Here is a 20,914-nt window from a genome sequence, read left to right as displayed (position 1 = left end):
GATCATTCCGCAGCCTCCCGCCAATCAGCGTCTAGCTGGCGGTCTCGCCAAGCCTGATACTGGTAGTCGTCGTCGACAGGCTCGCTGTACTCGGCGTACTTCTCGTTGAAGAAATCCTGAGCGTGGCTGTCGTTCTCGATCTCGATTGCGATCAGATCGAAAAGGCGCTTGGTGAACTCGCTCCCGAGGGCTCCCGAGCCATGACGGCGGTCAAAACGTGTCCCGTCATCGAGGACGATGGTCGAGACGTAAAAGCCTTCGTCGCCATCCTGGACGAGAGTTGCCGTGCCGTAGGCGAGAAGCCCTTCGCCGAAAACTCTTACCTCGTCGAAGCCGTAGGAAACCTGAAATGCTCTTGCCATGACGGTCATTCCTCGTTGCTCTCCCCCGTGGGGGTGTGGAGTGGTTGGGTTAGGCGGCTTCCGCTTCGGAAAATCGCTGCCCTTTGCTCGCGAGAAAGGTCTCAGCTTCGTGCAGATGGGCGTATGCAATCTGGAAGTTGGCTTCGACGAAGCTCGCGTGCCCTACGAGATCACCAATGATGCGGCGCTCTTCATTCAGGGAGGCGAGAAGATCGGGTGCCGATGCGATCAAGCGGGCGTTAGCTTCTGAGTTAGACGCCCAGCAAAACTGGTTGCATGCGATGGCGTCGGAACCGTCGTGAACCTGCCAGTAGGCCATGCCTCCTTCGCGCTGCTGGTGGCCGAATTCGAGATGCCAAGGGCCGGGTGTGTGCGCCATCATCGTTCTCCGTTCGGTTGACTGTCTCAGGCCCCGTAGGGCGGTTAATCTTTGGCTTTGGAAAGGGCGGTATCGATCTGGCAAATGAGCTTCGCCTTGAAAGCGTCACCCTCGGCGCTGTCGGGGAGCCAGTTCATGACCTCTTCTCGGAAGACCAGAAGGCAAGATTGAAACGCCTCGCTCATGCAGGTCATCTCGTCGTTCAGGCGGTCGATCTCTTCTTTTGCCTGATGCGACCTGACCCATGGGCCCTTGCCGTCTGCCGTCGCAACCAGAAGGCCACCTTCGAACAGAAGCCTAAATGTCGTTAAGTTGGACATCACGCACCTGCCTTTCTGATCGCGTCTCGCACCACCTGTAGGAGCTTCATTTCTTCGTTGGGGCGAGGAGCGGCGCTGTCCGGGAAATACTCGGCGTCGGCGCGGTTATCGAAATATTCCTCGCACTCGCGAAGGGCTTCGATCAGGTAGAAATCGTCGCGTTCGGCCACTGTCTGGCTTCGAGCACTCATCACGCACCTACCTTCACGAACTGGCCGCGCGAGTAGACTTCGCCGGTTACCTCAAGGAGCTTCGAGCAATGAGCGTTCAGAAGCCGAGCGTTGTGATCGCTGAAGGCTGCGTTCAGGGATGCTGCGCACCGGATGATTGCTGCCTTGATTTGTTCTGCGTTCATTTCTCTCTCCGTCCGTTCGGTTGACTGTCTCAGCGGGCAGATCGGTCGAGACTTCTTCGTGCCGCTGCTGATGAATAGATGTTGGCACATAGACAACTCTTGTGCAAGAGGTCTACCGAAATAAAGTTGGCATCTAGACAACCGAGTTGGCGCTATGGTAGTTCTGGTATCGGAAAAAAGAAAAGCCCCGGCGGGTTGGCCGAGGCTCTGAAAGGCAGCGGGACGGTTGAAGACAGTGGCCGCTGCTCTGGTTTTAAAACCAGTTAATGTTTACCACTGGGCGTAGGCAAAGACAAGCCCCACTCCGAAAGACCGAAGGGGTGCCTACCGTGTCGCTACCAGGCGAAACGAAATAGTGCGGTCAAGTTCTGCCACTGGCTTTGAGCAGAGCGGAAGGGGTGACGGGCGGCTCCGGCGGTCAAGATCACTACCTGCATAGGGGCTAACCTGTACGTCGAAAGACGGCGGGCTTAGTCCTCCTATGTTCGGAGTTCAGGGCTCACCATCGGTCATAACCGCCTTCTAGAGATAACTTAGTAATACACTGTTACCGTTCTAACGAAAATGTGAACGAGACAAGATGAAAAACAGTCTGTGTCAAATTAAGAAATAACAATGTGACTCGGTTGCATCTTGGAAACCAATTCACCTTTCACCCCTAAAAAGGGACGGCAAATAGACCTGAAACAGTTGTGTCAGTGTCATAAAAGTTGAGTGACCACAACTCGGGCTGGGCTGAATATGACAGACAAATTACATTTGTCATTTTTCGAATAGCCTAAAATGGCCCTACCCGTACGGGTTATTCCTCACTATCGTGATCGATGCACTTACCGAGTGTTCTGGGGAGAAAGCATTGTGCAGAGACGCGAGTTTTTATCGTTCGCGGCGGCGGGGGCCGCTATTTCAGCCCCGCAGATGGCGATTGCGAGGCCGCCGGACCTAGAATCAGCAATCGAAAGCCTGAAGTCATCGATCAAGAGCAACATACATGGCGTCAGCCGAATAGAGGTATGTTGTCGGCCTGAAGATCCGCGGATGCCGCTAATGATCTTCGCTTACAGAGACTAGCCGGCCTTTAGCATCGCTTCCACAACAATGAAGATATCGCGGCGGCGCTCGGGTGGCGCCGTCTTGAGCAGCTCGTCGATGCTGGGCTGGTCCGGGTCGTGGAAAAGACGGCCAGGGTCTTCAGGGAATCCTAGAGCTTCCGCGAGCGCTGCTTGTACGCTCATGGTCATATCGCGTTCACCGCGTTCCCATCGGCTTATCTGATCCTTGCCAGTCGGTTTCCCGTCATCGCCAGCAGGGAGGCGATCGGCGAGCTGCTGCTGGGTCAAGCCCATCTTCACGCGCCATTCTTTCAGATAGTGCCGGAAAGGCTTCTTTGGGCCGATTCTCGTAACCATGTCAGAATTTTAGTTGGTCTTGTAGCAACTGTAGACGGCCATGAAGACAACTATTTTTGACGACCCCTCTTGCAATGAAGTTGGCTATGTGCCAACCTAACAGCATGTCAAACGAACACGCACTTTCCATCTGGAGAAACAGCCAGAAGACGCCTCTCACGCAGGAGGCGCTTGGCGAGAAGCTCGGCATTTCGCGCTGGTGGGTCAACAGGCTTGAGAAGAGAGAGGCCACCCCCTCCTTCGACTTGGCTCTTAAGATTGAAAACCTCACGGCCGGGAAAGTTACGGCGAAAGACTTCGCAAAGGAGGTCGCGCAATGACCTATCGCGAAGCTAATACGGAGATAGCGCTTGTTCCCCGTAGGGTAGTCAAGCGAGACCTGGTAGCCGGCGTTCCTAGAACTGCTATGCCAGAGTACAAGATTTGGTCTGGGATGCTCGCTCGCTGCTACAACGATAGCGTGGCCTCCTACAAGCGGTACGGTGGCAGGGGCATCACTGTATGCGATCGTTGGCGGGATGATTTTAAGAACTTCTTCGATGACCTGGGTCCACGGCCAAGCTCTAAACACTCCATCGACCGTATAGATAACGATGGTCCCTACGAGCCCGGCAATTGTAGGTGGGCTACTTCTGTTGAACAGGCAAAAAATAAATCCAAGGGAGACAAGGGGTCTGGTTATTATTGGACCGATGAAGACCTTGAAACCCTTAAGCGGATGTGGGGTCTGTTCTACTCGACGGCGGAAATAGCATCCGTCATAGGCAGAACTGAGAGCACTATTAGGCTTCGAGCCTTCAAGCTCGGGCTGACCAGAGATGCCAGCACCACTCGTCTCATAAATAAGAACAAAGAACTTGCTCATGTGCTTCGTGAGAAGGGCATGGACGCGTTCATCACTGCTATAGCTACCAAGCAGAAGCAGCGGGATGCCTCAGAAAAGACTGAGGCGGCGAAGGTGGCGGCCGATCGGTCATCAGCTATAGCTGAAATAATGTCTTTGGATCTCCAGCGTTCAGAGAAGATGAAAAGGCTTAGGGGGCAGGGGGTAAACCTGTCTGAAATTGGGCGGATGTTTTGGCTAACTCGCGAAAGGGTTCGCCAGATTGAGTCCAAGGGCTGGGCAAAAGAAAATAAGACCGGCATGGGCCGGAAAATAAACAAGACAAATCCTGAAATACGCTCTCGGAAAATAGATCGATTGTGCAGAGCTTGGAACAAGGCCAGCCGTGAAGCTCGGTTGATGTTCATTACTGCTGCACCCCTCTTTTTGGCTGAAAACTTGTCTTTGGAAGATGTCGAGGATGTTTGCGCATCCAAGGAGACGGCATGACCTCCTCACCTTTTCTTTCCCTTCGCTATGGCTTCCTCGATCTTGCGAAGCTCGCGGCACATTTCCCAGGCGATCTCTCGTTTGAGGTTCAGCCTGACGACGATCATAGCCTTCATCTGCCCGTCGCCGTCTTGGCTGAGGGCAGCGAAGCCTACTCGGACAACGTCGCCATCGTCGGCCATCTCAGTGATGAAATTTGCGTAAGCGTTCGGGGCTCCTTCGTCGAACACGACGACCGGGGGCTTCGCATCAGCAAACTTTCCGACAATGGGCATCAGATTTCCCTTTCGGCAGAGGAGGCGGGACGATGAGCGAATGGAACTTCAATCTCACGGGAATGCCTCTCGGCAGCATGGTTGACCGTACTGTCAAAACCAAAGACGGCATCAAGCAGTACGAGGAATTTCAGCCAGATATCGTCATCCTAGCGAGCAAATGCGGCAAGGTCATCAGGTCCTATTGGCTCCCTGATGAGAAGCGTTGGGCCGGTTTCAAGGGTGGAGAAGAGCCTGTCGCATGGATGCGCTGGCCACATCACCCCGGCAGTGCCGCAGCCATCCTCCACGATCAATCCTCCGAATATGACAGGTGCCTCAATGGCTGACACGATGATCACCTTCCAATCTGCAATGCTCATCGGCCTTACGTGCTTGGTATCCGGCATGTTCTGCGGCGCTGGGGCCTTTGCTGCGGCGATTGAGATTTTCGGTCCCGAGCCTGAGCCGCGCGTCGATGAAGCCGCTCTTCAAAATGAGTTGGATGCCCTTTTCGGCACGCCTTCCGACGAAGTGAGGGCTGCTCGCCTCGTAGGTATGGGCACGGTCGTAGAGGCCGGTACGCTTCGGGTGCTGTGATGGGAAACACTCTCTGCGCTCTGGCTGAAACATATCTCGGCGTCGGCATGGTGGCTGGGATTGTCATTGGCATGTTCATCGGCGTGGCCGCATCGGCAGCCAGCGGGCCCTTCAGGCCTCGTCCTCCGAAATATCCTGATTAAGAACTGGCCTGCCGGTGTCCTCCCTTTCCGCCGGCAGTCAGGCTAGCCCGTCTCCTCTGTCTCCCTCCGAAGAGTTGAGATGGGCTAGCACCCTAATTCTGGGAAGATCGCTCGAAAGCCTCAAAACCACGGCCAAAGCGACCTCTCCTAAAGCGACGAACGGAACCAGATCGGCTTCTTGATTGGCGTCAGCGCCGCCTGGTCCCGGGAATGTGATGAGTTTGAACATCTCTTTCGCCTCTTTCCTTGTGCGATTTAAAAATCTCACAGGAGGCGTCGGAAATGCCCGATAAAGCGTCGGAGAAAAGTAAAATGTCAGTAGCTGTATTTTGCCAGAGTGCGTTGCGGGACGAGATCGCCCCTCCTTCGCTTGGCAGCGTCAAGAAGAGAATCGGCAAAGCCGCCGCTCGGCTCGGGTGGTCTTTCACCCGCACCCGCGATGTTTGGTACGCCGACCCCAAGATTTCGATCAGAGGTGATGAGCTTCGCCGCGTCGAGGACGTGAGCGGCATTATCTACCAAGCCCGTCAGGAGATCCGCAAGAATGATGACGCAATCGCAAGAGCCGAAGCTCTCCTCGGGAGCCAGGATCCGCATCTCCTTGGCGAGATTGTTGCTGCGTTGCTCCAGATGGTTGGCATTCAAAATCGCACCGGAGCTTAGGGACGAGGAATGACGGGCTCCTTCTCCAACTTCGCAGAAATGTCAGAGGAAGCTGGCCGCTATATCCGAGAGCTTGAAACATGGTTCGAGGATCACGGCAGGCAGAGCAAGAAGCCTTGGCCCGAGATCAATATCTCGAACAAGGAACGCCGTCTGGCGTGGGTGCTTAAGGCGAAAGAGATATTTGACCGCGGCGCTAAACGGGATGAGGCGGCCTGATGAAATTCCTTCTTCCTTATCCGCCGAGCGGCTGGGAACTGTACCGGGGCTGGGGGAAGACCCGTTCTCTGTCCAGCACCTACAAGAAGTGGCGCAAGGACGCTGGCTATTTCATCAAGATCCCAGAGAAGCCGATCGACACCCCGTTTTCGATCGCCATAGCCCTGCGGCGCCAGAACATGCGCCAGGACCTCGACAACAGATCGAAGGCAATCTTGGACTGCCTTCAGCATTACCAAGTGATCAAAAACGACAACCTCTGCGAACGATTGACCATGTGCTGGTGTGAGGAATTGCCAGCCGAATGCGTCGTGATTTTGCAGCTATCGGAAGAAGGGATGGCAGCGTGACCAAGGAAGAACAGTTCGAATCGTTCTGGAAATCGTACCCGCGCCGCGTAGCCAAAGGCGCAGCCCGTAAGGCTTGGGATAAGGCCATCAAGAAAACAACCCTCGAAAACATGCTCAAGGCGATCACCGAATACGTCGCCAAGAAGCCCGAGAAGATCGACTTCAAGCACCCTGCGACCTGGCTGAATGGGGAGTGCTGGGATGACGAGTGGGAGCCGGTTCAAGCGCGTGTCCAGCGCCCATCGTTCGCTAACTACGGGCGTCCAGAGCCTATCAAGCCTCAAGAGCCCGCATCATCGAATGTAGACCCAGAGCGCCGCCGTCAGCTTGCAGAGATGGCAAGACGCACGGCTGCCGGCATGTCGGGGAGGATGGTGCAGTGAAGTACGGCAGCGTCCTAGCGGGCATCTACGCGACCAATCACGACGAAGCGCGGTTGCTGCAAGAGATCATGCAGTCTGCCTTGAAAGATAGGGCAGGCACGAAGGCAGAGCCGACGCTGGCACGGTGGAACAACGAGTTATCCAACATACGGCGCAAGGCCGACGCGAACGAATGGGTAGGCTGGGAATGAAGGACCTCCGCCAATCACAACTCTCCCAAATGCACAGAGAGAAAAGAGCCCTCATAGCCTCTGGCGTAGATAGGGACAAATTCATCATCCAGTGCAGGGCGAAAGCCTATCCAGAGGGCAGCGTGCACAAGTTCGCGTTAGACGCCGTGTATGGACCTATCGGCTCCGCTAAAAAGGACGACCGCAATGCAGCATAACTCAGCACTCACAACGCAAGCCCAGCATTACAAGGCTGTGAGAGAGCGGCTCTTTAATAGCCACCCACCGAAGAAGGTCGTTGCCCCAAAGCTGGCTCCTCAGTTGCTTCTGGTCCGCGATTTCGATGCCCATGTGAATGCCTGGCGCAAGTGGGTTGAGATGAAGCGGCTCCTGAGCCTGTCCAGCACAAGCGCGTCATTCCCAGCCACGATCGATTGGGAGCAGCACGCAGCCTTGGTCGAAAGCAAGGACAATGCCGACGAGGTTATGACCCGCAGGCCGATGAAGGATATCTGCCTTGCGGTATTGCAGGATTTCCCGGGGGTCACGTTCGAGGAAGTCCGCGGAGTTCATCGCGCTCGCAATATCGTCGCCGCCCGCCAGGCATGCATGCATGCGATCTACACCGAGCGAAAAGATATCTCTTTCCCCCGATTGGCGAACTTCTTCGGCATGAAGGATCATACCGGCGCCATGTACGCCGTCAGGAAGGGCGCTGCAGCTAGAGGCGATGCTGGGGCGGCTGCATGGTGCGCGAAGAGGCAGGGGAGGATGAATGACAACCATCGCCGGAACAAAGCTCGAAAAGCAGGAACCTTGTGAATGGGCCCTAGCCGAAACCGCGTCATGCAGTTCTTCGATTACGACAAGGACAGCGGTCATCTCCTTTTACGGGAGAGGGCGCGCGATGAGTTCTCTAACCATGCGATTTGGACACGCCATGTTAACAATGATGTCGGGCGTGTCGCAGGATGTCCGAACAATGAAGGATATCTCAAGGTTCATATGGACGGGACCTATTACTCCGCCCATCGCATCGCATGGCTCATAATGACGGGGGACTGGCCTGAATACCCTGCATGGGAGATCGACCACCTAAACGGCGATCGAGGCGACAATCGCTGGGTGAATCTTCGCAAGGTCTCCAAGAGCGAGAACCAGCGCAACGGTGGCAAACGGGCGAACAACACGTCAGGCATCCACGGCGTAAGTTGGAAGCCGAAATACAATAAGACAGAGGGCGATGGTCGATGGGTAGCGCGCATTTGGAGCGGACCGAAGCACGTTTATCTAGGCCAGTTCAAGACACTTCACGAAGCAGCCATCGCCCGCAAGGCGGCGGAAAGGGCTCTCGGCTTCACAGGGACTGATCGAGAGCCATTCGGAGCGAAGAAATCCACAGGGGAAACAGCATGACCTCACAAGCCGAACGCCTCCGCTCCAAGCGCATCAAGCAGCGCCAGTATGCCGGTAGGCCCGCAAAGGAAGGCGTAGAGCGCTATCCAGGTGGCCAGATCAAGCACACAGAGCGCGAGAAGGAAGTCCGAGCCGTCGCCATCGAGGCAAGGCAGCGTGTCTATTTCAAAGGCAAGGAAGTGAGCAACGACATGGTGTCAAGCCCATACGCTGGGTACGTTTTGGGGCGCCTGTTCCTCGATGGTCGTATAACCGAATGCGAACGCGAAGCAGGGGACGCATACGCAACGCAGATGGTGCGGTATTACGGGCTCACGGGCATTTCTTTCCCGTCAGCTCGGGCTCAATCGCTGTTCAGTATTAAAGGTTTCGACGGCGAAACGACCTCGGAGCGCGCAAGAATGGCCAGAGAAGCGTCGAACCGCATGATGGCGCTTGAGGGAACTTTGCTTAGGCTTGAAGACGGCCCAAGAGTAAAGACGACTATCTACAACACGTGCTTGCTTGACCTAGAAATCATGCGCACTATGCCAGATGCACAATTGTTGTGGCTTAAGCGAGGTTTGAAGGAACTGCATTTCCAACTCGGTCTTGCCAAATCGAAAGAGGCTGTGTAAGTGTATTGCATGGTCGGTCTTTGACCGTAGAGATTCCGCGTTACGCGCTTCCGACAGTGCGCGGCCTTAGATTCTCGGAGCGTACTGGCAGAGTAGGATGCGCCCTTAGAGGTCAAGGCCCTTAGATGCCAGAGGGGATGCGAAACCGGTCAGTAGCCAGCGCTCCGAGCGCAGACGAATACCGGCCCCAGACAATTCGAGGAACAAGACCGGCCAAGCTTCGGCTCACCAAGCCGGTTACTCATCAGGATGATCCGCGAATTGACGCGGTATCCGCGCGGTGGCGAAGGCGTTCCTGATACCCACCCACCCGTAGCAAGCTGCGGGCTCAAGGCGCGAATGCCTTGCTTATTCCCAGCCCCGTCCCCGGATAACCCGAGGGCGGGGTTTCATCAGTTCTTCGGGGCGAGAAATTTCTGCATCTCATCCGCAAGGATTTGCGCGACGGTCTCATTGACCTCGACTTCGACCCGGCCGTTATCGGTCTCTAGTTGCAGGATCGCCAGACGTGGCTTGTCTGAGATGATGACGACAAAGCTTTCGTGAAGTTTGTTCAGTTCCATGTTTGCCTCTTGGGAGATGAGATGCGCACTGACATTGAGATAGCCAGAGAAGCCGCCGCGAAGGCCCAAGTCAATCCGACCGTCGCCAAGATGATCCTTTCTGGCGAATACGACGCATGGCCTAACGTGCAAGGCGCGCTGTACGCCATCCAACTCGCCCGGGGGTGAGCGTGAGCCTCCATAGCTGGGCAGAGAACGACCACTGCCGGTATTGCGGTCAGTTCTACATGTCTCTTCGCCGCGTTGACCCGTGCCCCGTCAGAAGGCAGCGGGAGAGAATGCCTCTCGGGCTGTTTTCATCGCTTACCGAACAGCAGAAGGCCAAGGTTATCGCCTATCGAGGCCCTGAGAACCACGGCGACCCGTCGTATGCGCTCGGAAACCCAAAGCCAACGGGAGGGAAGGGGTGAGCTACACCATCATCCGCGATTACGCCGAAGAGCGGCGCGAATTCGAAAACCGCATCAACGCCGTGCTGCGCCATTGTAGGATTGGCAAGGTGAAGAACAAGCCGCGCAAGTCGATGAGCGAGTTTCTGAAGAAGGCAAATATGCGCCCGACGGGCTGGCATCCACTGACCGGCGCTCGGTCGGCTACGCCGTTTTTCTGACCAACCCAACAACAGGGAAGTGAGATAGAGTGCCTGTCCTATCCCTGAAGCTGAAAGAAGACGCGGTCGCCAAGCTTAAAGCGCTGCAAGGGCCTCTCGATCCAGAGATGGCCCACAGCGATGCAGATGAAATCCTGTGCGAACTGCTGATCGAATTGGGCTTTGACGCCGTAGTCGCAGAATGGCGCAAGGTAGATAAGTGGTATTCGTAGAAAATTCATATCGCGAAATGCCAATCTGCCAGCGAGCGGATAAAAAATAATTCCCCAAAACCACGAAGAGGCCAGTAAAATAGTGGCTGATACTGATCGCAAGCCGCCAAGGGCAGGGATGGGGAGGCCCAAGGGCGCACAGAACAAAACGACCGCGCTGTTGAAGGACGCGATCCTCAAGGCCGCTGAACAAGCTGGCGATGGCGATATGGTCGAGTACCTGACGCTTCAGGCTCGCACTAACCCAGGGCCTTTCATGGCGCTGCTAGGCAAGGTTCTGCCGATGCAGATCGCGGGCGATCCTGACAACCCGATCATCCACGCTATAGAGCGGCGCATTGTCCGTCCTTCAGATACCAACAGCTGAGGTCTTCGTGCCTCTCCTTGAGCCCGCCCGTGACAAGGGGGCTTGGGGAGGTCGAGGGTCTGGCAAGTCTCACTTCTTCGCCGGCCTGCTGCTAGAGGACAGTCTGAGCGAGCCTGGCAACAGCGGAGAGGGGCTGCGCAGCGTTTGCATTCGCGAGGTCCAGAAGGATCTGGCACAATCGTCCAAGGCGCTTATTGAATCGAAGCTGAACGACTTTCGCCTTGGTGAGGCTGACGGCTTCAAGGTTTACCGAGACTGCATCACGACCCCGAAGGATGGCCTGATCATCTTCAAGGGCATGCAGGATTATACGGCTGAGAGCATCAAGTCGCTCGAAGGCTTCAAGCGGGCATGGTGGGAAGAGGCGCAATCAGCCTCGGCAACCTCGATCAAGATGCTCCGCCCGACAATGCGCGCTACAGGCGCTCAGATGTGGTGGAGTTGGAATGCTCGCCGAAAGACTGACCCGGTTGATGTCATGCTCCGCGGGCCAGAGAAGCCAACGGGTGCCATCGTCGTCAATGCCAACTGGCGGGATAATCCTTGGTTCAACGCAGAGCTTGAGCAGGAACGGCTCGATTGCCTCCGCATCACGCCTGACGATTACGATCATGTTTGGGATGGCGGATACGTGACAGTAGCGTCTGGCGCTTACTTCGCTAGCCATCTGAACGCGGCGAAGACAGAAGGCCGCATCGGTCGTGTTGCTGCCGACCCATTGATGACGCTGCGCCTCTTCGTCGATATCGGCGGTACGGGTGCCAAGGCTGACAGCTTCGTCATCTGGGTTGCCCAGTTCATCGGCAAGGAGATCCGGGTCCTTGATTATTACGAGGCGCAGGGACAGCCGCTGGCTACGCATCTCGCATGGCTTCGGGGCAAAGGCTACACGCCAGACAAGGCGCAGTTCTGGCTTCCTCATGACGGGAGCACTCAGGATAAGGTCTTTGATGTCTCCTACGAGAGCGCGCTGAGGCAGGCAGGTTACACGGTCACGGTTGTTCCGAATCAGGGCAAGGGCGCTGCTGCTGCCCGCGTTGAAGCTGCTCGAAGGTTGTTCCCGAGCGTCTGGTTCAATGCAGAAACCACGGAAGCGGGGCGCGATGCCCTCGGTTGGTATCACGAGAAGCGCGACGAGACTCGGAATATTGGCCTCGGGCCTGAACATGATTGGGCTTCGCACGGCGCCGACGCCTTCGGCCTGATGTGCGTGGCTTATGAAGAGCCGTTCGTCAAGAGACAGCGGGATCGTCGCCCCGGTGGCGCTGGAAGTTGGATGGGTTGATGGCTAGCGATAAAACCAAAGACCTTTTAACCGAGGGCCGTGACGCTTTCGAGCGCTGCCAGGATGCGGAGCAGGATAATCGCACGACTGCGCTTGACGATATCCGGTTTTCGCGTCTCGAAGAGCAGTGGCCTGACTCAATCATCAAGCAGCGCAACACTGAGCAGCGCCCGAGCCTGACGATTAACAAGATGCCAGCGTTCATCCGCCAGGTTGTTAACGATTCCCGTCAGAACCGGCCATCGATCAAGGTTCACCCTGTAGATAGCAACGCGGACCCGAAGACAGCCGAGGTCATCAACGGGCTCATTCGAAACATCGAATACACTTCGAACGCTGACGTTGCCTATGACACAGCTATTGAGGCTAGCGTATCAGGTGGTTTCGGCTATTGGCGCATCGGTCTTGACTACGCATATGACGACTCCTTCGAACTCGACCTGTCGATTGATCGGATAGCGAACCAGTTCGCTGTCTATGGCGATCCTGACAGCATGTCAGCCGATTCCGCTGATTGGAATGTCGCCTTTGTCGTCGAGCCGATCCGTAAGGACGACTACAAGGCTCGGTACAATGGCAAGAAGACATCTCTTGGCGATGAGGTCTGCACGGACTTCGAGAGTGATGCATGGAGCAATGCCGGCACGTGGCTCGATGATGAAACGGTCATGCTCGCCGAGTGGTGGAGCCGCAAGGAGGTCGACCGGGAAATTGTCAAGTGCTCGAATGGCGCTGTATACGGCGTTGAAGAGCTTGAGACGAACCCGTTTCTGTCTGCGCTTCTGGCGACGAATGCCATTCAGGTCGTCGGCAAGCCGCGTGTGGCGCGGTCCCACAAGGTCACACAGCGCATCATGAGCGGTGCTGACATCATCGAGGAAAAGGAATGGCTGGGCCGATATATCCCGATCGTTCCTGTCTATGGTGATGAGATTGTGGTGGAGGGTAAGCGGTACTTCCGAAGCCTGATCCACAGCGCCAAAGACGCGCAGCGCATGTTCAACTACTGGCGCTCTACCAGCACAGAGCTTGTCGCGCTGGCGCCGCGGGTGCCTTTCATCGGACCCAAGGGAGCATTCACTACTGACGCAGATCGTTGGGCTACTGCGAACACAGTCAGTCATTCGTATCTCGAATACGATGGCATGCAGCCCCCACAGCGCCAGCCACTCGATGTTGGGCCGGCCGCAGGGGCATTGCAGGAAGCGCTGAACGCTTCGGACGACATGAAGGCCATCATCGGCATCTATGACGCTTCCCTCGGCGCCAGATCGAACGAGACGAGCGGTAAGGCCATCATGGCACGGCAGCGAGAGGGGGACGTTGCGACGTTCCACTTCATCGACAACCTGTCGCGCGCCATTCGTCATACGGGCCGTATCCTGATTGACCTCATTCCAAAGGTCTACAGCGAAGAGCGCATCATTCGCGTTCTGGGTGAGGATGGTGTGCCGAAGACACGGCGTATCAACACCTCTGAGCCGGTTCCGCAGATGGGCCCGGATGGGCAGCCTGAGCAAGACAAGGAAGGCAACCCGATCGCCGAGGTTTATAACCTCACGGCCGGCAAATACGACCTGACGGTAACGAGCGGCCCGAGCTTCACCACCCGTCGCGAGGAAGCGGCCTTCCAGATGACGGAGTTTGTGAGAGCCTTCCCGGCTGCGGCACCTGTCATTGGCGATTTGCTGGCCAAGAACCTTGACTGGCCTGGCGCTGACGAGATCGGCGAGCGCTTGAAGTCGATCAACCCTGCGCTTCAGCAGCAGAGCCAGGGCTTGCCACCGGAAGTTCAGCAGATGATCGAGCAGGGCCAGCAGGCAATCCAGCAGCTTCAGCAGGAAGTAGAAAGCTTGAAGGCTGACAAGTCGATTGACCAGTTCAACGCCGAGACTGACCGCATGCGTGTTGTCGGCGATCTGGAGAACGATCGCGCCAAGATCAAGATGGATGCCGAGACGAAGGTCGCCGGCCACATGATCACAGCGAAGCAACGATCCGATCAGGCTCAACTCAACGCCCATCAGCGAGCCTCGCTGGCCTCGCAGAACAATCCCACGCGCCAAGGGTAAGCGGCGCTTTCTCAAAACCTGAAGGAGTGTTCCTCTATGGATGAGGTCCTTACGGCTGTTGCCGAAGGCCAGACAACGCCTGTTGCCCAGGCGCCTGAGCCTCAGGACAGCACAAATGAGATCCCCGGCGACGACAAGGATCTCGAAAACACCTCAGAAATCGAAGGTGATGGCCTTGAAAGCGAAGGCGACGAACAGCCCGAGCCGGAAGAGACCGAAGTCGAGTTCAACGGGAAGACGTACAAGATCCACCCGGATCTGAGAGACGGTTTCCTTATGCGAGCCGACTACACCAAGAAGTCGATGGAAGTCGCGGATATCCGCAAGGAAGCGGAAGCGAAGCGAGAAGAGGCGGCGCAGGCCTACCAGACCTCGCAAGAGGTTCTTGAGGCCCGCTCAGTCATCATCAACATCGACGGGCAACTCCAGCAGTACGAGAACGTCAACTGGGATCAGCTAGAGCAGGAAGACCCGCTCGGCGCCCAAAGCCACTGGCGTCGTTTCCAGACGCTCAGGGAGCAGCGCGGTCAGGTCGCTCAATACCTCGACAAGACGCAACACGAACTGTCCGAAAAGGTCGCCCAGGAAACTGACAAGCGGCTGCGGGAAACGAGAGCGTTTGCGGAAAAGGAACTCAAGGGCTGGACGCCCGAATTGGACAACAAGATCACGGAATTTGCGACCAAGGACCTCGGCTTCACTGTCGATGCCCTGCGAAGCTCGTATTCGCCACAGGTCTACAAGACCTTGTATCTTGCCCATCTCGGCCATCTCGCTCTCCAGAAGCAAGCAGCCGCCCCCAAGCCAGCAACGCCGGCCGCACAGCCCCTCTCGAAAGTCTCGGCACGAGCCAACCCGCCTCTAGCGGGCCTCGATGATCGCCTGACTTCCGACGAGTGGCTGAAACGCCGGAACGCGCAGGTCCAGAAGCGGGGCTGATCGGAACCCACTCGGCCCGATGAGGCCAAGGAGACAGTTCAATGTCGAATACGATTCTTACCCCTACCGCAGTGACCCGAGAGGCGCTGCGCATCCTCCACCAGAAGCTCAATTTCATCGGCTCGATCAATCGCCAGTATGATGACAGCTTCGCCAAGTCGGGCGCCAAGATCGGCGACAGCCTGAAAATTCGTATGCCTAACCAGTATACGGTTCGTACCGGCAAGACGATCGATACGCAGGACACCCAGGAAATCAGCCAGACGCTCACCGTCGCCACCCAGAAGGGTGTTGACACGAACTTCTCGTCTGCCGACCTGACGCTCTCGCTCGACGACTTCTCGAAGCGCATTCTTGACCCGGCCATGGCCGTTCTCGCTGCCAACATCGAGTACGACGCCATGAGCATGTACAAGGACGTGTACAACGCTCAATGGACCTCTGGTTCGGCGATCACGTACAACGATATCCTTTCCGGCCGCGTCAAGATGAACGGTGGCCTTGCCCCGACCAGCGGTCGCTCTGCCAACCTGAACTCTCAGGACATGGCGGATCTGGTCAAGGACACCAAGACCTTGTTCAACGACCAGGCGCAGCTCTCCAAGCAGTACAAGGAGGGCTTCATGGGTCGTGCCGCTGGCTACGACTTCATGGAAAACACCCTCTGGCCCGGTCACACCCGCGGCGCGGCGGATGCCAACTACGTGGTAAACACCTCGACCGGCATCACCTCGGGCTCGGCAACTGTCGCGGTCACGGCCGGCACTGGCGCGATGAACAAAGGTGACGTGTTCACCATCGTTGGCGTCAATTCCGTCCACCCTGAAACCAAGATCGACACCGGCCGTCAACAGCAGTTCGTTGTTGCTGCCGACTACTCGGGCGGCGCCGGCAACATCACCGTGTCTCCGACGCCGGTCACCTCCGGTGCTCGACAGAATGTCGTCATCAACTCGGCCGGCGCAGGCAAGGCAATCGCCTTTGCTGGTACGGCTTCGGGGCAGGACGGCACGTCGCTCCTGTATCATGAAGACGCCTTCACCTTCGCCACGGCCGATCTGGTCATGCCGAATGGCGTCGATTTCGCCCGTCGCGAGGTCCAGGACGGCATCTCCATGCGCATCGTCCGCGCCTACGACATCAACAACGACAACCTGCCGTGCCGCATTGACGTGCTCTACGGCTACAAGTCGCTGCGGCCGGAATGGTCTACGCGCCTGCACTTCAACTAAGGAGTAACGACAATGGCTGTTGAATATCTCGGTACCGGTAACCCTGATGGCGTGGTTATGGGGCGCGATGCGGCTGATCTGGTTGGCTTTCACGGCAAAGCCCCGGCTGACCAGGCCGCTGGCATCACCCTTGCAACCAACGCCACCGCCGGCACGGTTCGCACCGCTGTTCGGTCTATTCTGACCGCACTGACGGAAAAGGGCCTCATCGCGAGTGGCCCGTAACATCAAGTTCATTGCGCAGGCGGCGGCTGGTCAAGAGGCCGTCGCCCGCAATATCGAACACTGCAGCCGGCTTGGACTTCCGCTCATTACGCAATCTGGGCCGGTTGCACATCGTCTTGCCGTTGTCGGCGGCTCGCCTTGGGCGAAAGATTACCTGGATGAACTCCGGACATGGGACGGGGAAATATGGGGCGTCAATGGCGCCTTCGGTTGGTGCATTGATCATGGCGTTGATGCGACGTTCTACACGATAGACCCAGCCGAAAGCCTGAAAGACATGGCTATCCGCGCAAAGCGCGCTGTTCTGGCGTCCTGCTGCCACCCTGAAGTGTTCGCCGCGGTTGATGGGCCTATTGAGGTCTTCCCGCTTGGAGAACTGCCAAACGGATCAACTTCGGCCTCAACGGCGCCTATGGGGGCTGCTGTCAGAGGCCATGCACACGTCACCTTTTTCGGCTGCGAAAGCAGCTTTGAGACGCAAATTCACGGATACGACTGGGCGTCGCAGGATACATCGCGGGCCGTAGTCGTCTGCGGCGGTCAAGAGTACCTGACCACTCCGCAACTTATCATGCAGGCCGAATACATCGCGGAAATCGCGAGAGCACTTCCCTTTTTCATCAATGTGCGAGGGCGCGGCTTTCTGCCGGCGCTGATCGAACACGGTGATTATGAGGTCTTGAAGGTCTCCCGCGCCATCATGGAGAGCTTGGGCAATGGCAATCAGCAATTACACTGAGTTGCAGGCCGCAATCGCCGACTGGATGGCTCGTTCTGACGTAAGCGGTAGTGCTGCCGACTTCATTACGCTCGGCGAGGCCCGTTTAAACCGTCTGCTTGACCCTGTCGCGACGACAGCGCCCCTCACGGGCACGATCGGCAGCAAAACCATCGACATTTCCTCACTCTCAGTGCAGGAGCCGCAAAACCTCTATGTCACCAGCGGCGAGGAGGAATTTTATCTCACTCCGCGTGCACTCGGCACGTATTCAATCAGCACCGTTGCCGGATTGCCTTCCATATGGGCCATCGAGAACCAAACCATAACGCTAGATCGGGAGCTTGATGAGGCCTATTCTTTCCGCTTCGTCTATCTCGGCCGATTTGCGCTCTCCGACGCCGCCCCGACCAACGAGTTTCTGACGAATAATCCTGACCTGTATATGGCCTCCTCGATCGTCTGGGGCTCTGTCTACACCAAGGATCTGCCGCAGGCTGCAATGTGGAAGCAGATGCTTGACGAATTCACGGCAGAGGTCGCGCACGAGAATTCGCGCAAGAAGCGGTCTCAACTGACTGTAGATCCAGCATTGGGGGTAATCGGACGCCTTCGCTACAGCATTGGCAGGGATTCTGAAGCGTGAACATCCCTTTTCCTCCCTTCGAGCCCGACAAGAGCCCGTTTGATATTGCCAGCAGTGACAACGTGGTTAATGCGCTGCCTGTCGCCGATGGCTGGGGGCCGATGCCAGGGCTGACTGAAATCACGCAGGCCCTTTCCGACGAGTGCCGCGGCGCCGTTTATGTGCGCACGGCAGCCGGCAACTACATCATTATCGCCGGCACAGAGACCGGTCTTTACCAGTTGGACACCACTGATTTTTCGTGGACGGACATTTCCGGCCCGTCTGCTCCGTATGCTGTCCCATTGCAGGATTCCTGGACCTTCACCCGCTTTGGCGACAAATTGGTGGCGCATAATCTCACTGACGCCATTCAGGTCTTTGACATTGAAGCTGGTGGCACGTTCGCAGACTTGGCCGGCAGCCCCCCGAGGGCAAAATACTCGTGGGTGTCTGGTGACTTCCTCGTTCTCGGCTATCTCGAAGGCGCGGCCGGGGAAAAGACAATCCGCTGGTCTGGCATCAACGATATTGAGCATTGGGTAATCGGCAAGAAAGGTTCGGACGTTCAGGAGTTGCCGGAAGGCGACGAAATCATGGGCGGATTTGGCGAACAGGGTGGTTTTACGGTCATCCAGCGCAACGCCATGCAATTCTTCCCCTTTGCGCCGTCCTCTGGCTTCACCTTCACCCGTCAGGTTCTCAACCCAAAGCAGGGCACGCTTGCGCCTAGATCCATCGTCTCCATGGGGCCGGGGCTGTTTTTCTACCTGTCGGAAGATGGGTTTTTCGGTGGCGTTGATCGCAAGCCAATCGGCGCAGAACGCGTTGACCGGTGGTTTCTAGACCAGATCGACCAGACCTATCTGGCAGACGTGCAAGGCGTGGCAGACCCGTTTGAAAAGATCGTTTGGTGGAAATACCGGGTGGCGAACGGGGACTATTACCGGCTCGGCTACGACTGGCAGCTTGACCGGTGGTGCACGACTGACCTTCAGGTGGGTGAGATGGTGGCGCTTGCTACCCCGGCAATCACCTGGGATGGTCTTGACGCATTCTATGCGAACATAGACGCCGCAATCGAGCCCTTCGACAGCCGATTGTTTTCCGGGGGTCGTCCTACGTTTGCGACGTTCACGAGCGACAACAAGCTGGCTTATTTCACCGGTCCGAACCTCGAAGCCACGATCGACACGGCTGTGGTGGAGATCGATGGCATGGCGCGGGCGTTCGTCAACGGGGCTCGGGTCATCACCGACGCTACTGGCTTCACGCTGGCTGACGGCGCGTATGGATACCATGGGGATTCGGTCACGTGGTCAACGGCCAATGCGGCGAACCGCGCTGGCCTCGTACCGTTCCGCTCAGACGGCCGATTGCACAAGTTCCGTCTTGTCATCTCCGATGGCACGACATGGAGCATTGCAAGCGCCGTGAACGCCAACGCGCAGCCGAGTGGTGAGCAATAATGGCGGTCACAGGTAATTACGCCGGCAACGTCTACGTTCCGATCTGCCAGACGCTTGCCAACACGACGAAAATTGCCGTTGGAACGGCGATGGACGACGACACGCTGACGCTCGCCAGTTTCGCCTTTTGCAATGACAACGCCTCTGCCGTGGTCTGTCAGCTTTATTGGTACGACGCTGCGAACACGACGGAACACCTTATCTGGCAGAAGCCGGTTGCGACGGACGCGACGGAGGTTGTCGAAAGCCTTCCTCTGCGACTTCGGGAAGGCGACGAAATCCGAGTGGTGGGCAATTCCTCCGTGCACGTCACTCTTATTTTCATGCTCAACTTCGCGTTGACCCGATGAGGATTGGTATTGCGAACGCGGCTGAAGTCGATGCGCTTTGGCCTAAAGTTGCCACTCGCGTTCAGGACTCGTGCAGCAAAACTGGGGGCGATATGTCCAGCGGGGATCTCTGGCAGATGTGCCGCTCTGGCAGCGCCTTTCTGGTCGCTGTCCTCGATGATGAGGGCCAGCCTATCGCGACAATCATCCTCCAGTTCCAGAACTGGAGCGGGAAGAGCGTGCTGCGTTGTCTGTCGATCGCCGGAGAGGAGATGAGCTTCTGGCTCCCTCAGGCAATGGAATTCGCTTCAAAGATGGCCCGAGAAAACGGCGCATCCTGCCTCGTGGCGGATGGTCGCGAAGGGTGGGCCCGAGTTTTCCCAGGCGCCAAGAGGCTGCGCGTCACTTACGAAATCGAGGTATAGCCAATGTCCGGTGGAAGCAAACAGCAGACTACCACGACAAACAACGCCCCCTGGAAGGCCGCGCAGCCCGCGCTGCAACTCGGCCTCAACCAGGCGCAAAAGCTGTTCAATCAAGACCCGACCGGCCAGAAGAGCGTTTACACCGGGTCTACCGTCGTCCCTTGGTCGCAGCAGACCAAACAGGCAATGGGAGGCATGGAAAACATCGCTTTCGGAAATGCCGGGGGAAGAGGCACGTCTGGCGAGTACCGCGATATCATCAATCAAGGCGGGTTCAACGACGCGCAGAAGGCCGCTCTCAACAACACGCAGGCCACCGCAAATTCCAACTTCGACATCAACGCCAACCCAGCGTTCCAGCAGGTGTTGCAGCAGGCTCAGAGTGCTGCGCGCGATTCCGTCAATCTCTCTGCGGGTGGAGCGGGCCGCTACGGGTCCGGGGTGCACCAAGGGAACCTTGCCAGCGAAGTCGGCGACCTGACATCGCGAATGGTGGGCTCTGAATACCAGAACTGGCAGAACCGCCGTGACGCTGCGAACTCGAACCTTTTCAACATGGGCCAGCAGGGCATTGGCAACCTCGGGACAGCCTATCAGGGGCTAAGGCAGCCGGCGCAGGATTTGATGCAGATCGGGGCGATGAACGAGGATCTGGCAACCAGACAGATGAACGACAAACTGCGCATCTTCAATGACAAGAACAATGCTGGCTGGAACCAGCTCGGGCGGCTTAACGCCATCGCATCGGGTGCCGGTGCACTCGGTGGCAGTCAGACGCAATCTCAGCCGGGTCAGAATCCGTTCTTGACCGCGCTCGGGTACGGCACGACAGGCCTAGGCCTCCTTGGCGGGCTCTTTTAAGGGGTAGAC

35 protein-coding genes are annotated in these 20,914 nt (G+C 57.1%); 27 read left to right on the top strand and 8 right to left on the bottom strand.

What is annotated here, in order from left to right; genetic code table 11:
* Positions 1–2: 2 nt before the first annotated feature.
* From FA04_RS14730 to FA04_RS14705, 6 genes are all read right to left on the bottom strand, one after another.
* Positions 3–362, bottom strand: coding sequence for a hypothetical protein (locus FA04_RS14730; protein ID WP_034806677.1), 360 nt, complete (start codon positions 360–362; stop codon positions 3–5).
* A gap of 49 nt (positions 363–411) precedes the next feature.
* A complete protein-coding gene (locus FA04_RS14725) occupies positions 412–744 on the bottom strand; it encodes a hypothetical protein (protein WP_167550702.1) in 333 nt (110 codons plus the stop codon).
* Between the two features lie 41 nt (positions 745–785).
* On the bottom strand, positions 786–1,061 hold the full coding sequence (locus FA04_RS14720) for a hypothetical protein (RefSeq protein WP_034806299.1): 276 nt from the start codon (positions 1,059–1,061) through the stop codon (positions 786–788).
* Entirely contained in the window at positions 1,061–1,231 is a 171-nt protein-coding gene (locus tag FA04_RS14715; RefSeq protein WP_156553003.1) for a hypothetical protein, read from the bottom strand. The genes FA04_RS14720 and FA04_RS14715 overlap by 1 nt, the downstream gene beginning before the upstream one ends.
* A gap of 20 nt (positions 1,232–1,251) precedes the next feature.
* Complete coding sequence (locus FA04_RS35200; protein WP_156553001.1) at positions 1,252–1,416, bottom strand: hypothetical protein; 165 nt, start codon at positions 1,414–1,416, stop codon at positions 1,252–1,254.
* Between the two features lie 1,067 nt (positions 1,417–2,483).
* Positions 2,484–2,825 (bottom strand): helix-turn-helix domain-containing protein, encoded by a 342-nt coding sequence (locus FA04_RS14705; RefSeq protein ID WP_034806308.1) that lies wholly within the window; start codon positions 2,823–2,825, stop codon positions 2,484–2,486.
* A 104-nt stretch (positions 2,826–2,929) separates the two neighbouring features.
* On the opposite strand from FA04_RS14705, the gene FA04_RS14700 reads away from it, so the two are divergent.
* Entirely contained in the window at positions 2,930–3,145 is a 216-nt protein-coding gene (locus FA04_RS14700; RefSeq protein ID WP_156552999.1) for a helix-turn-helix transcriptional regulator, read from the top strand.
* Positions 3,142–4,158 (top strand): sigma factor-like helix-turn-helix DNA-binding protein, encoded by a 1,017-nt coding sequence (locus FA04_RS14695; RefSeq protein ID WP_051659735.1) that lies wholly within the window; start codon positions 3,142–3,144, stop codon positions 4,156–4,158. Before FA04_RS14700 ends, FA04_RS14695 begins: the two co-directional genes overlap by 4 nt.
* A gap of 5 nt (positions 4,159–4,163) precedes the next feature.
* Here the strand turns inward: FA04_RS14695 and FA04_RS14690 are convergent, their stop codons facing one another.
* A complete protein-coding gene (locus FA04_RS14690; protein WP_034806315.1) occupies positions 4,164–4,433 on the bottom strand; it encodes a hypothetical protein in 270 nt (89 codons plus the stop codon).
* A 32-nt stretch (positions 4,434–4,465) separates the two neighbouring features.
* On the opposite strand from FA04_RS14690, the gene FA04_RS14685 reads away from it, so the two are divergent.
* From FA04_RS14685 to FA04_RS14630, 10 genes are all read left to right on the top strand, one after another.
* Entirely contained in the window at positions 4,466–4,762 is a 297-nt protein-coding gene (locus FA04_RS14685; protein WP_034806329.1) for a hypothetical protein, read from the top strand.
* A complete protein-coding gene (locus FA04_RS14680) occupies positions 4,755–5,012 on the top strand; it encodes a hypothetical protein (protein WP_034806330.1) in 258 nt (85 codons plus the stop codon). The genes FA04_RS14685 and FA04_RS14680 overlap by 8 nt, the downstream gene beginning before the upstream one ends.
* Positions 5,013–5,437: 425 nt before the next feature.
* Positions 5,438–5,818 carry a hypothetical protein gene (locus FA04_RS14670; protein ID WP_034806335.1) on the top strand — a complete coding sequence of 127 codons (381 nt, stop codon included), beginning with the start codon at positions 5,438–5,440 and terminating at the stop codon, positions 5,816–5,818.
* A 9-nt stretch (positions 5,819–5,827) separates the two neighbouring features.
* The gene (locus FA04_RS14665) at positions 5,828–6,037 is read left to right on the top strand and encodes a hypothetical protein (RefSeq protein ID WP_034806337.1); all 210 of its coding nucleotides are present in this window, start codon (positions 5,828–5,830) and stop codon (positions 6,035–6,037) included.
* Positions 6,037–6,387, top strand: coding sequence for a RusA family crossover junction endodeoxyribonuclease (locus FA04_RS14660; protein ID WP_234798708.1), 351 nt, complete (start codon positions 6,037–6,039; stop codon positions 6,385–6,387). The genes FA04_RS14665 and FA04_RS14660 overlap by 1 nt, the downstream gene beginning before the upstream one ends.
* Positions 6,384–6,770: a hypothetical protein gene (locus FA04_RS14655; RefSeq protein WP_034806343.1), complete on the top strand. Its 387-nt coding sequence runs from the start codon at positions 6,384–6,386 to the stop codon at positions 6,768–6,770. Before FA04_RS14660 ends, FA04_RS14655 begins: the two co-directional genes overlap by 4 nt.
* Complete coding sequence (locus FA04_RS14650; RefSeq protein WP_034806346.1) at positions 6,767–6,961, top strand: hypothetical protein; 195 nt, start codon at positions 6,767–6,769, stop codon at positions 6,959–6,961. Before FA04_RS14655 ends, FA04_RS14650 begins: the two co-directional genes overlap by 4 nt.
* A gap of 186 nt (positions 6,962–7,147) precedes the next feature.
* A complete protein-coding gene (locus tag FA04_RS14640) occupies positions 7,148–7,762 on the top strand; it encodes a helix-turn-helix domain-containing protein (protein ID WP_051659736.1) in 615 nt (204 codons plus the stop codon).
* A gap of 24 nt (positions 7,763–7,786) precedes the next feature.
* Entirely contained in the window at positions 7,787–8,356 is a 570-nt protein-coding gene (locus tag FA04_RS14635; protein ID WP_167550701.1) for an HNH endonuclease, read from the top strand.
* Entirely contained in the window at positions 8,353–8,973 is a 621-nt protein-coding gene (locus FA04_RS14630) for a hypothetical protein (RefSeq protein ID WP_051659738.1), read from the top strand. Before FA04_RS14635 ends, FA04_RS14630 begins: the two co-directional genes overlap by 4 nt.
* A gap of 392 nt (positions 8,974–9,365) precedes the next feature.
* Here FA04_RS14630 and FA04_RS35195 read toward each other — a convergent pair whose 3' ends face one another.
* Entirely contained in the window at positions 9,366–9,536 is a 171-nt protein-coding gene (locus tag FA04_RS35195; protein WP_156552997.1) for a hypothetical protein, read from the bottom strand.
* Between the two features lie 21 nt (positions 9,537–9,557).
* Here FA04_RS35195 and FA04_RS35190 point away from each other — a divergent pair, with 21 nt between their 5' ends.
* The 15 genes from FA04_RS35190 to FA04_RS14560 all read left to right on the top strand — a co-directional run bounded on the left by FA04_RS35190 (position 9,558) and on the right by FA04_RS14560 (position 20,905).
* Complete coding sequence (locus FA04_RS35190; RefSeq protein ID WP_156552995.1) at positions 9,558–9,704, top strand: hypothetical protein; 147 nt, start codon at positions 9,558–9,560, stop codon at positions 9,702–9,704.
* A gap of 238 nt (positions 9,705–9,942) precedes the next feature.
* The gene (locus tag FA04_RS14625; RefSeq protein WP_034806352.1) at positions 9,943–10,146 is read left to right on the top strand and encodes a hypothetical protein; all 204 of its coding nucleotides are present in this window, start codon (positions 9,943–9,945) and stop codon (positions 10,144–10,146) included.
* Positions 10,147–10,175: 29 nt separating this feature from the next.
* The gene (locus FA04_RS35185; protein WP_156552993.1) at positions 10,176–10,358 is read left to right on the top strand and encodes a hypothetical protein; all 183 of its coding nucleotides are present in this window, start codon (positions 10,176–10,178) and stop codon (positions 10,356–10,358) included.
* 82 nt (positions 10,359–10,440) lie between these two features.
* The gene (locus FA04_RS14615; protein ID WP_234798707.1) at positions 10,441–10,725 is read left to right on the top strand and encodes a hypothetical protein; all 285 of its coding nucleotides are present in this window, start codon (positions 10,441–10,443) and stop codon (positions 10,723–10,725) included.
* A complete protein-coding gene (locus tag FA04_RS14610) occupies positions 10,697–12,010 on the top strand; it encodes a phage terminase large subunit (protein ID WP_034806361.1) in 1,314 nt (437 codons plus the stop codon). Before FA04_RS14615 ends, FA04_RS14610 begins: the two co-directional genes overlap by 29 nt.
* Positions 12,010–14,082 (top strand): portal protein, encoded by a 2,073-nt coding sequence (locus FA04_RS14605; protein WP_082936517.1) that lies wholly within the window; start codon positions 12,010–12,012, stop codon positions 14,080–14,082. Before FA04_RS14610 ends, FA04_RS14605 begins: the two co-directional genes overlap by 1 nt.
* 36 nt (positions 14,083–14,118) lie before the next feature.
* Complete coding sequence (locus FA04_RS14600) at positions 14,119–15,021, top strand: hypothetical protein (RefSeq protein ID WP_034806364.1); 903 nt, start codon at positions 14,119–14,121, stop codon at positions 15,019–15,021.
* A gap of 41 nt (positions 15,022–15,062) precedes the next feature.
* Positions 15,063–16,253 carry a P22 phage major capsid protein family protein gene (locus FA04_RS14595; RefSeq protein ID WP_034806367.1) on the top strand — a complete coding sequence of 397 codons (1,191 nt, stop codon included), beginning with the start codon at positions 15,063–15,065 and terminating at the stop codon, positions 16,251–16,253.
* A gap of 12 nt (positions 16,254–16,265) precedes the next feature.
* Positions 16,266–16,478, top strand: a complete 213-nt coding sequence (locus tag FA04_RS14590; RefSeq protein ID WP_064817008.1) for a hypothetical protein — start codon at positions 16,266–16,268, stop codon at positions 16,476–16,478.
* Complete coding sequence (locus FA04_RS14585) at positions 16,468–17,217, top strand: hypothetical protein (RefSeq protein WP_034806370.1); 750 nt, start codon at positions 16,468–16,470, stop codon at positions 17,215–17,217. Before FA04_RS14590 ends, FA04_RS14585 begins: the two co-directional genes overlap by 11 nt.
* On the top strand, positions 17,195–17,842 hold the full coding sequence (locus tag FA04_RS14580; RefSeq protein WP_034806373.1) for a phage adaptor protein: 648 nt from the start codon (positions 17,195–17,197) through the stop codon (positions 17,840–17,842). The genes FA04_RS14585 and FA04_RS14580 overlap by 23 nt, the downstream gene beginning before the upstream one ends.
* The gene (locus FA04_RS14575) at positions 17,839–19,290 is read left to right on the top strand and encodes a hypothetical protein (protein ID WP_034806376.1); all 1,452 of its coding nucleotides are present in this window, start codon (positions 17,839–17,841) and stop codon (positions 19,288–19,290) included. The genes FA04_RS14580 and FA04_RS14575 overlap by 4 nt, the downstream gene beginning before the upstream one ends.
* Entirely contained in the window at positions 19,290–19,640 is a 351-nt protein-coding gene (locus FA04_RS14570) for a hypothetical protein (RefSeq protein WP_034806387.1), read from the top strand. The genes FA04_RS14575 and FA04_RS14570 overlap by 1 nt, the downstream gene beginning before the upstream one ends.
* Positions 19,641–19,732: 92 nt before the next feature.
* A complete protein-coding gene (locus FA04_RS14565; protein ID WP_034806389.1) occupies positions 19,733–20,044 on the top strand; it encodes a hypothetical protein in 312 nt (103 codons plus the stop codon).
* A gap of 3 nt (positions 20,045–20,047) precedes the next feature.
* Positions 20,048–20,905, top strand: coding sequence for a hypothetical protein (locus FA04_RS14560; protein ID WP_034806390.1), 858 nt, complete (start codon positions 20,048–20,050; stop codon positions 20,903–20,905).
* The last annotated feature ends 9 nt before the right edge of the window (positions 20,906–20,914 follow it).

The organism is Ensifer adhaerens, assembly GCF_000697965.2.
Lineage (GTDB): Bacteria > Pseudomonadota > Alphaproteobacteria > Rhizobiales > Rhizobiaceae > Ensifer > Ensifer adhaerens.
Note: the sequence above shows the minus strand (reverse complement) of the source record. Positions and strands in the feature narration are given on the sequence as shown.

Coding starts and splice junctions, on each gene's coding strand:
- FA04_RS14730 (WP_034806677.1), bottom strand. CDS start 362: ATGGCAAGAGCATTTCAGGTTTCCTACGGCTTCGACGAGGTAAGAGTT.
- FA04_RS14725 (WP_167550702.1), bottom strand. CDS start 744: ATGATGGCGCACACACCCGGCCCTTGGCATCTCGAATTCGGCCACCAG.
- FA04_RS14720 (WP_034806299.1), bottom strand. CDS start 1,061: ATGTCCAACTTAACGACATTTAGGCTTCTGTTCGAAGGTGGCCTTCTG.
- FA04_RS35200 (WP_156553001.1), bottom strand. CDS start 1,416: ATGAACGCAGAACAAATCAAGGCAGCAATCATCCGGTGCGCAGCATCC.
- FA04_RS14705 (WP_034806308.1), bottom strand. CDS start 2,825: ATGGTTACGAGAATCGGCCCAAAGAAGCCTTTCCGGCACTATCTGAAA.
- FA04_RS14700 (WP_156552999.1), top strand. CDS start 2,930: ATGTCAAACGAACACGCACTTTCCATCTGGAGAAACAGCCAGAAGACG.
- FA04_RS14695 (WP_051659735.1), top strand. CDS start 3,142: ATGACCTATCGCGAAGCTAATACGGAGATAGCGCTTGTTCCCCGTAGG.
- FA04_RS14690 (WP_034806315.1), bottom strand. CDS start 4,433: ATGCCCATTGTCGGAAAGTTTGCTGATGCGAAGCCCCCGGTCGTCGTG.
- FA04_RS14685 (WP_034806329.1), top strand. CDS start 4,466: ATGAGCGAATGGAACTTCAATCTCACGGGAATGCCTCTCGGCAGCATG.
- FA04_RS14680 (WP_034806330.1), top strand. CDS start 4,755: ATGGCTGACACGATGATCACCTTCCAATCTGCAATGCTCATCGGCCTT.
- FA04_RS14670 (WP_034806335.1), top strand. CDS start 5,438: ATGCCCGATAAAGCGTCGGAGAAAAGTAAAATGTCAGTAGCTGTATTT.
- FA04_RS14665 (WP_034806337.1), top strand. CDS start 5,828: ATGACGGGCTCCTTCTCCAACTTCGCAGAAATGTCAGAGGAAGCTGGC.
- FA04_RS14660 (WP_234798708.1), top strand. CDS start 6,037: ATGAAATTCCTTCTTCCTTATCCGCCGAGCGGCTGGGAACTGTACCGG.
- FA04_RS14640 (WP_051659736.1), top strand. CDS start 7,148: ATGCAGCATAACTCAGCACTCACAACGCAAGCCCAGCATTACAAGGCT.
- FA04_RS14635 (WP_167550701.1), top strand. CDS start 7,787: ATGCAGTTCTTCGATTACGACAAGGACAGCGGTCATCTCCTTTTACGG.
- FA04_RS14630 (WP_051659738.1), top strand. CDS start 8,353: ATGACCTCACAAGCCGAACGCCTCCGCTCCAAGCGCATCAAGCAGCGC.
- FA04_RS35195 (WP_156552997.1), bottom strand. CDS start 9,536: ATGGAACTGAACAAACTTCACGAAAGCTTTGTCGTCATCATCTCAGAC.
- FA04_RS35190 (WP_156552995.1), top strand. CDS start 9,558: ATGCGCACTGACATTGAGATAGCCAGAGAAGCCGCCGCGAAGGCCCAA.
- FA04_RS14605 (WP_082936517.1), top strand. CDS start 12,010: ATGGCTAGCGATAAAACCAAAGACCTTTTAACCGAGGGCCGTGACGCT.
- FA04_RS14600 (WP_034806364.1), top strand. CDS start 14,119: ATGGATGAGGTCCTTACGGCTGTTGCCGAAGGCCAGACAACGCCTGTT.
- FA04_RS14595 (WP_034806367.1), top strand. CDS start 15,063: ATGTCGAATACGATTCTTACCCCTACCGCAGTGACCCGAGAGGCGCTG.
- FA04_RS14590 (WP_064817008.1), top strand. CDS start 16,266: ATGGCTGTTGAATATCTCGGTACCGGTAACCCTGATGGCGTGGTTATG.
- FA04_RS14580 (WP_034806373.1), top strand. CDS start 17,195: ATGGCAATCAGCAATTACACTGAGTTGCAGGCCGCAATCGCCGACTGG.
- FA04_RS14570 (WP_034806387.1), top strand. CDS start 19,290: ATGGCGGTCACAGGTAATTACGCCGGCAACGTCTACGTTCCGATCTGC.
- FA04_RS14565 (WP_034806389.1), top strand. CDS start 19,733: ATGTCCAGCGGGGATCTCTGGCAGATGTGCCGCTCTGGCAGCGCCTTT.
- FA04_RS14560 (WP_034806390.1), top strand. CDS start 20,048: ATGTCCGGTGGAAGCAAACAGCAGACTACCACGACAAACAACGCCCCC.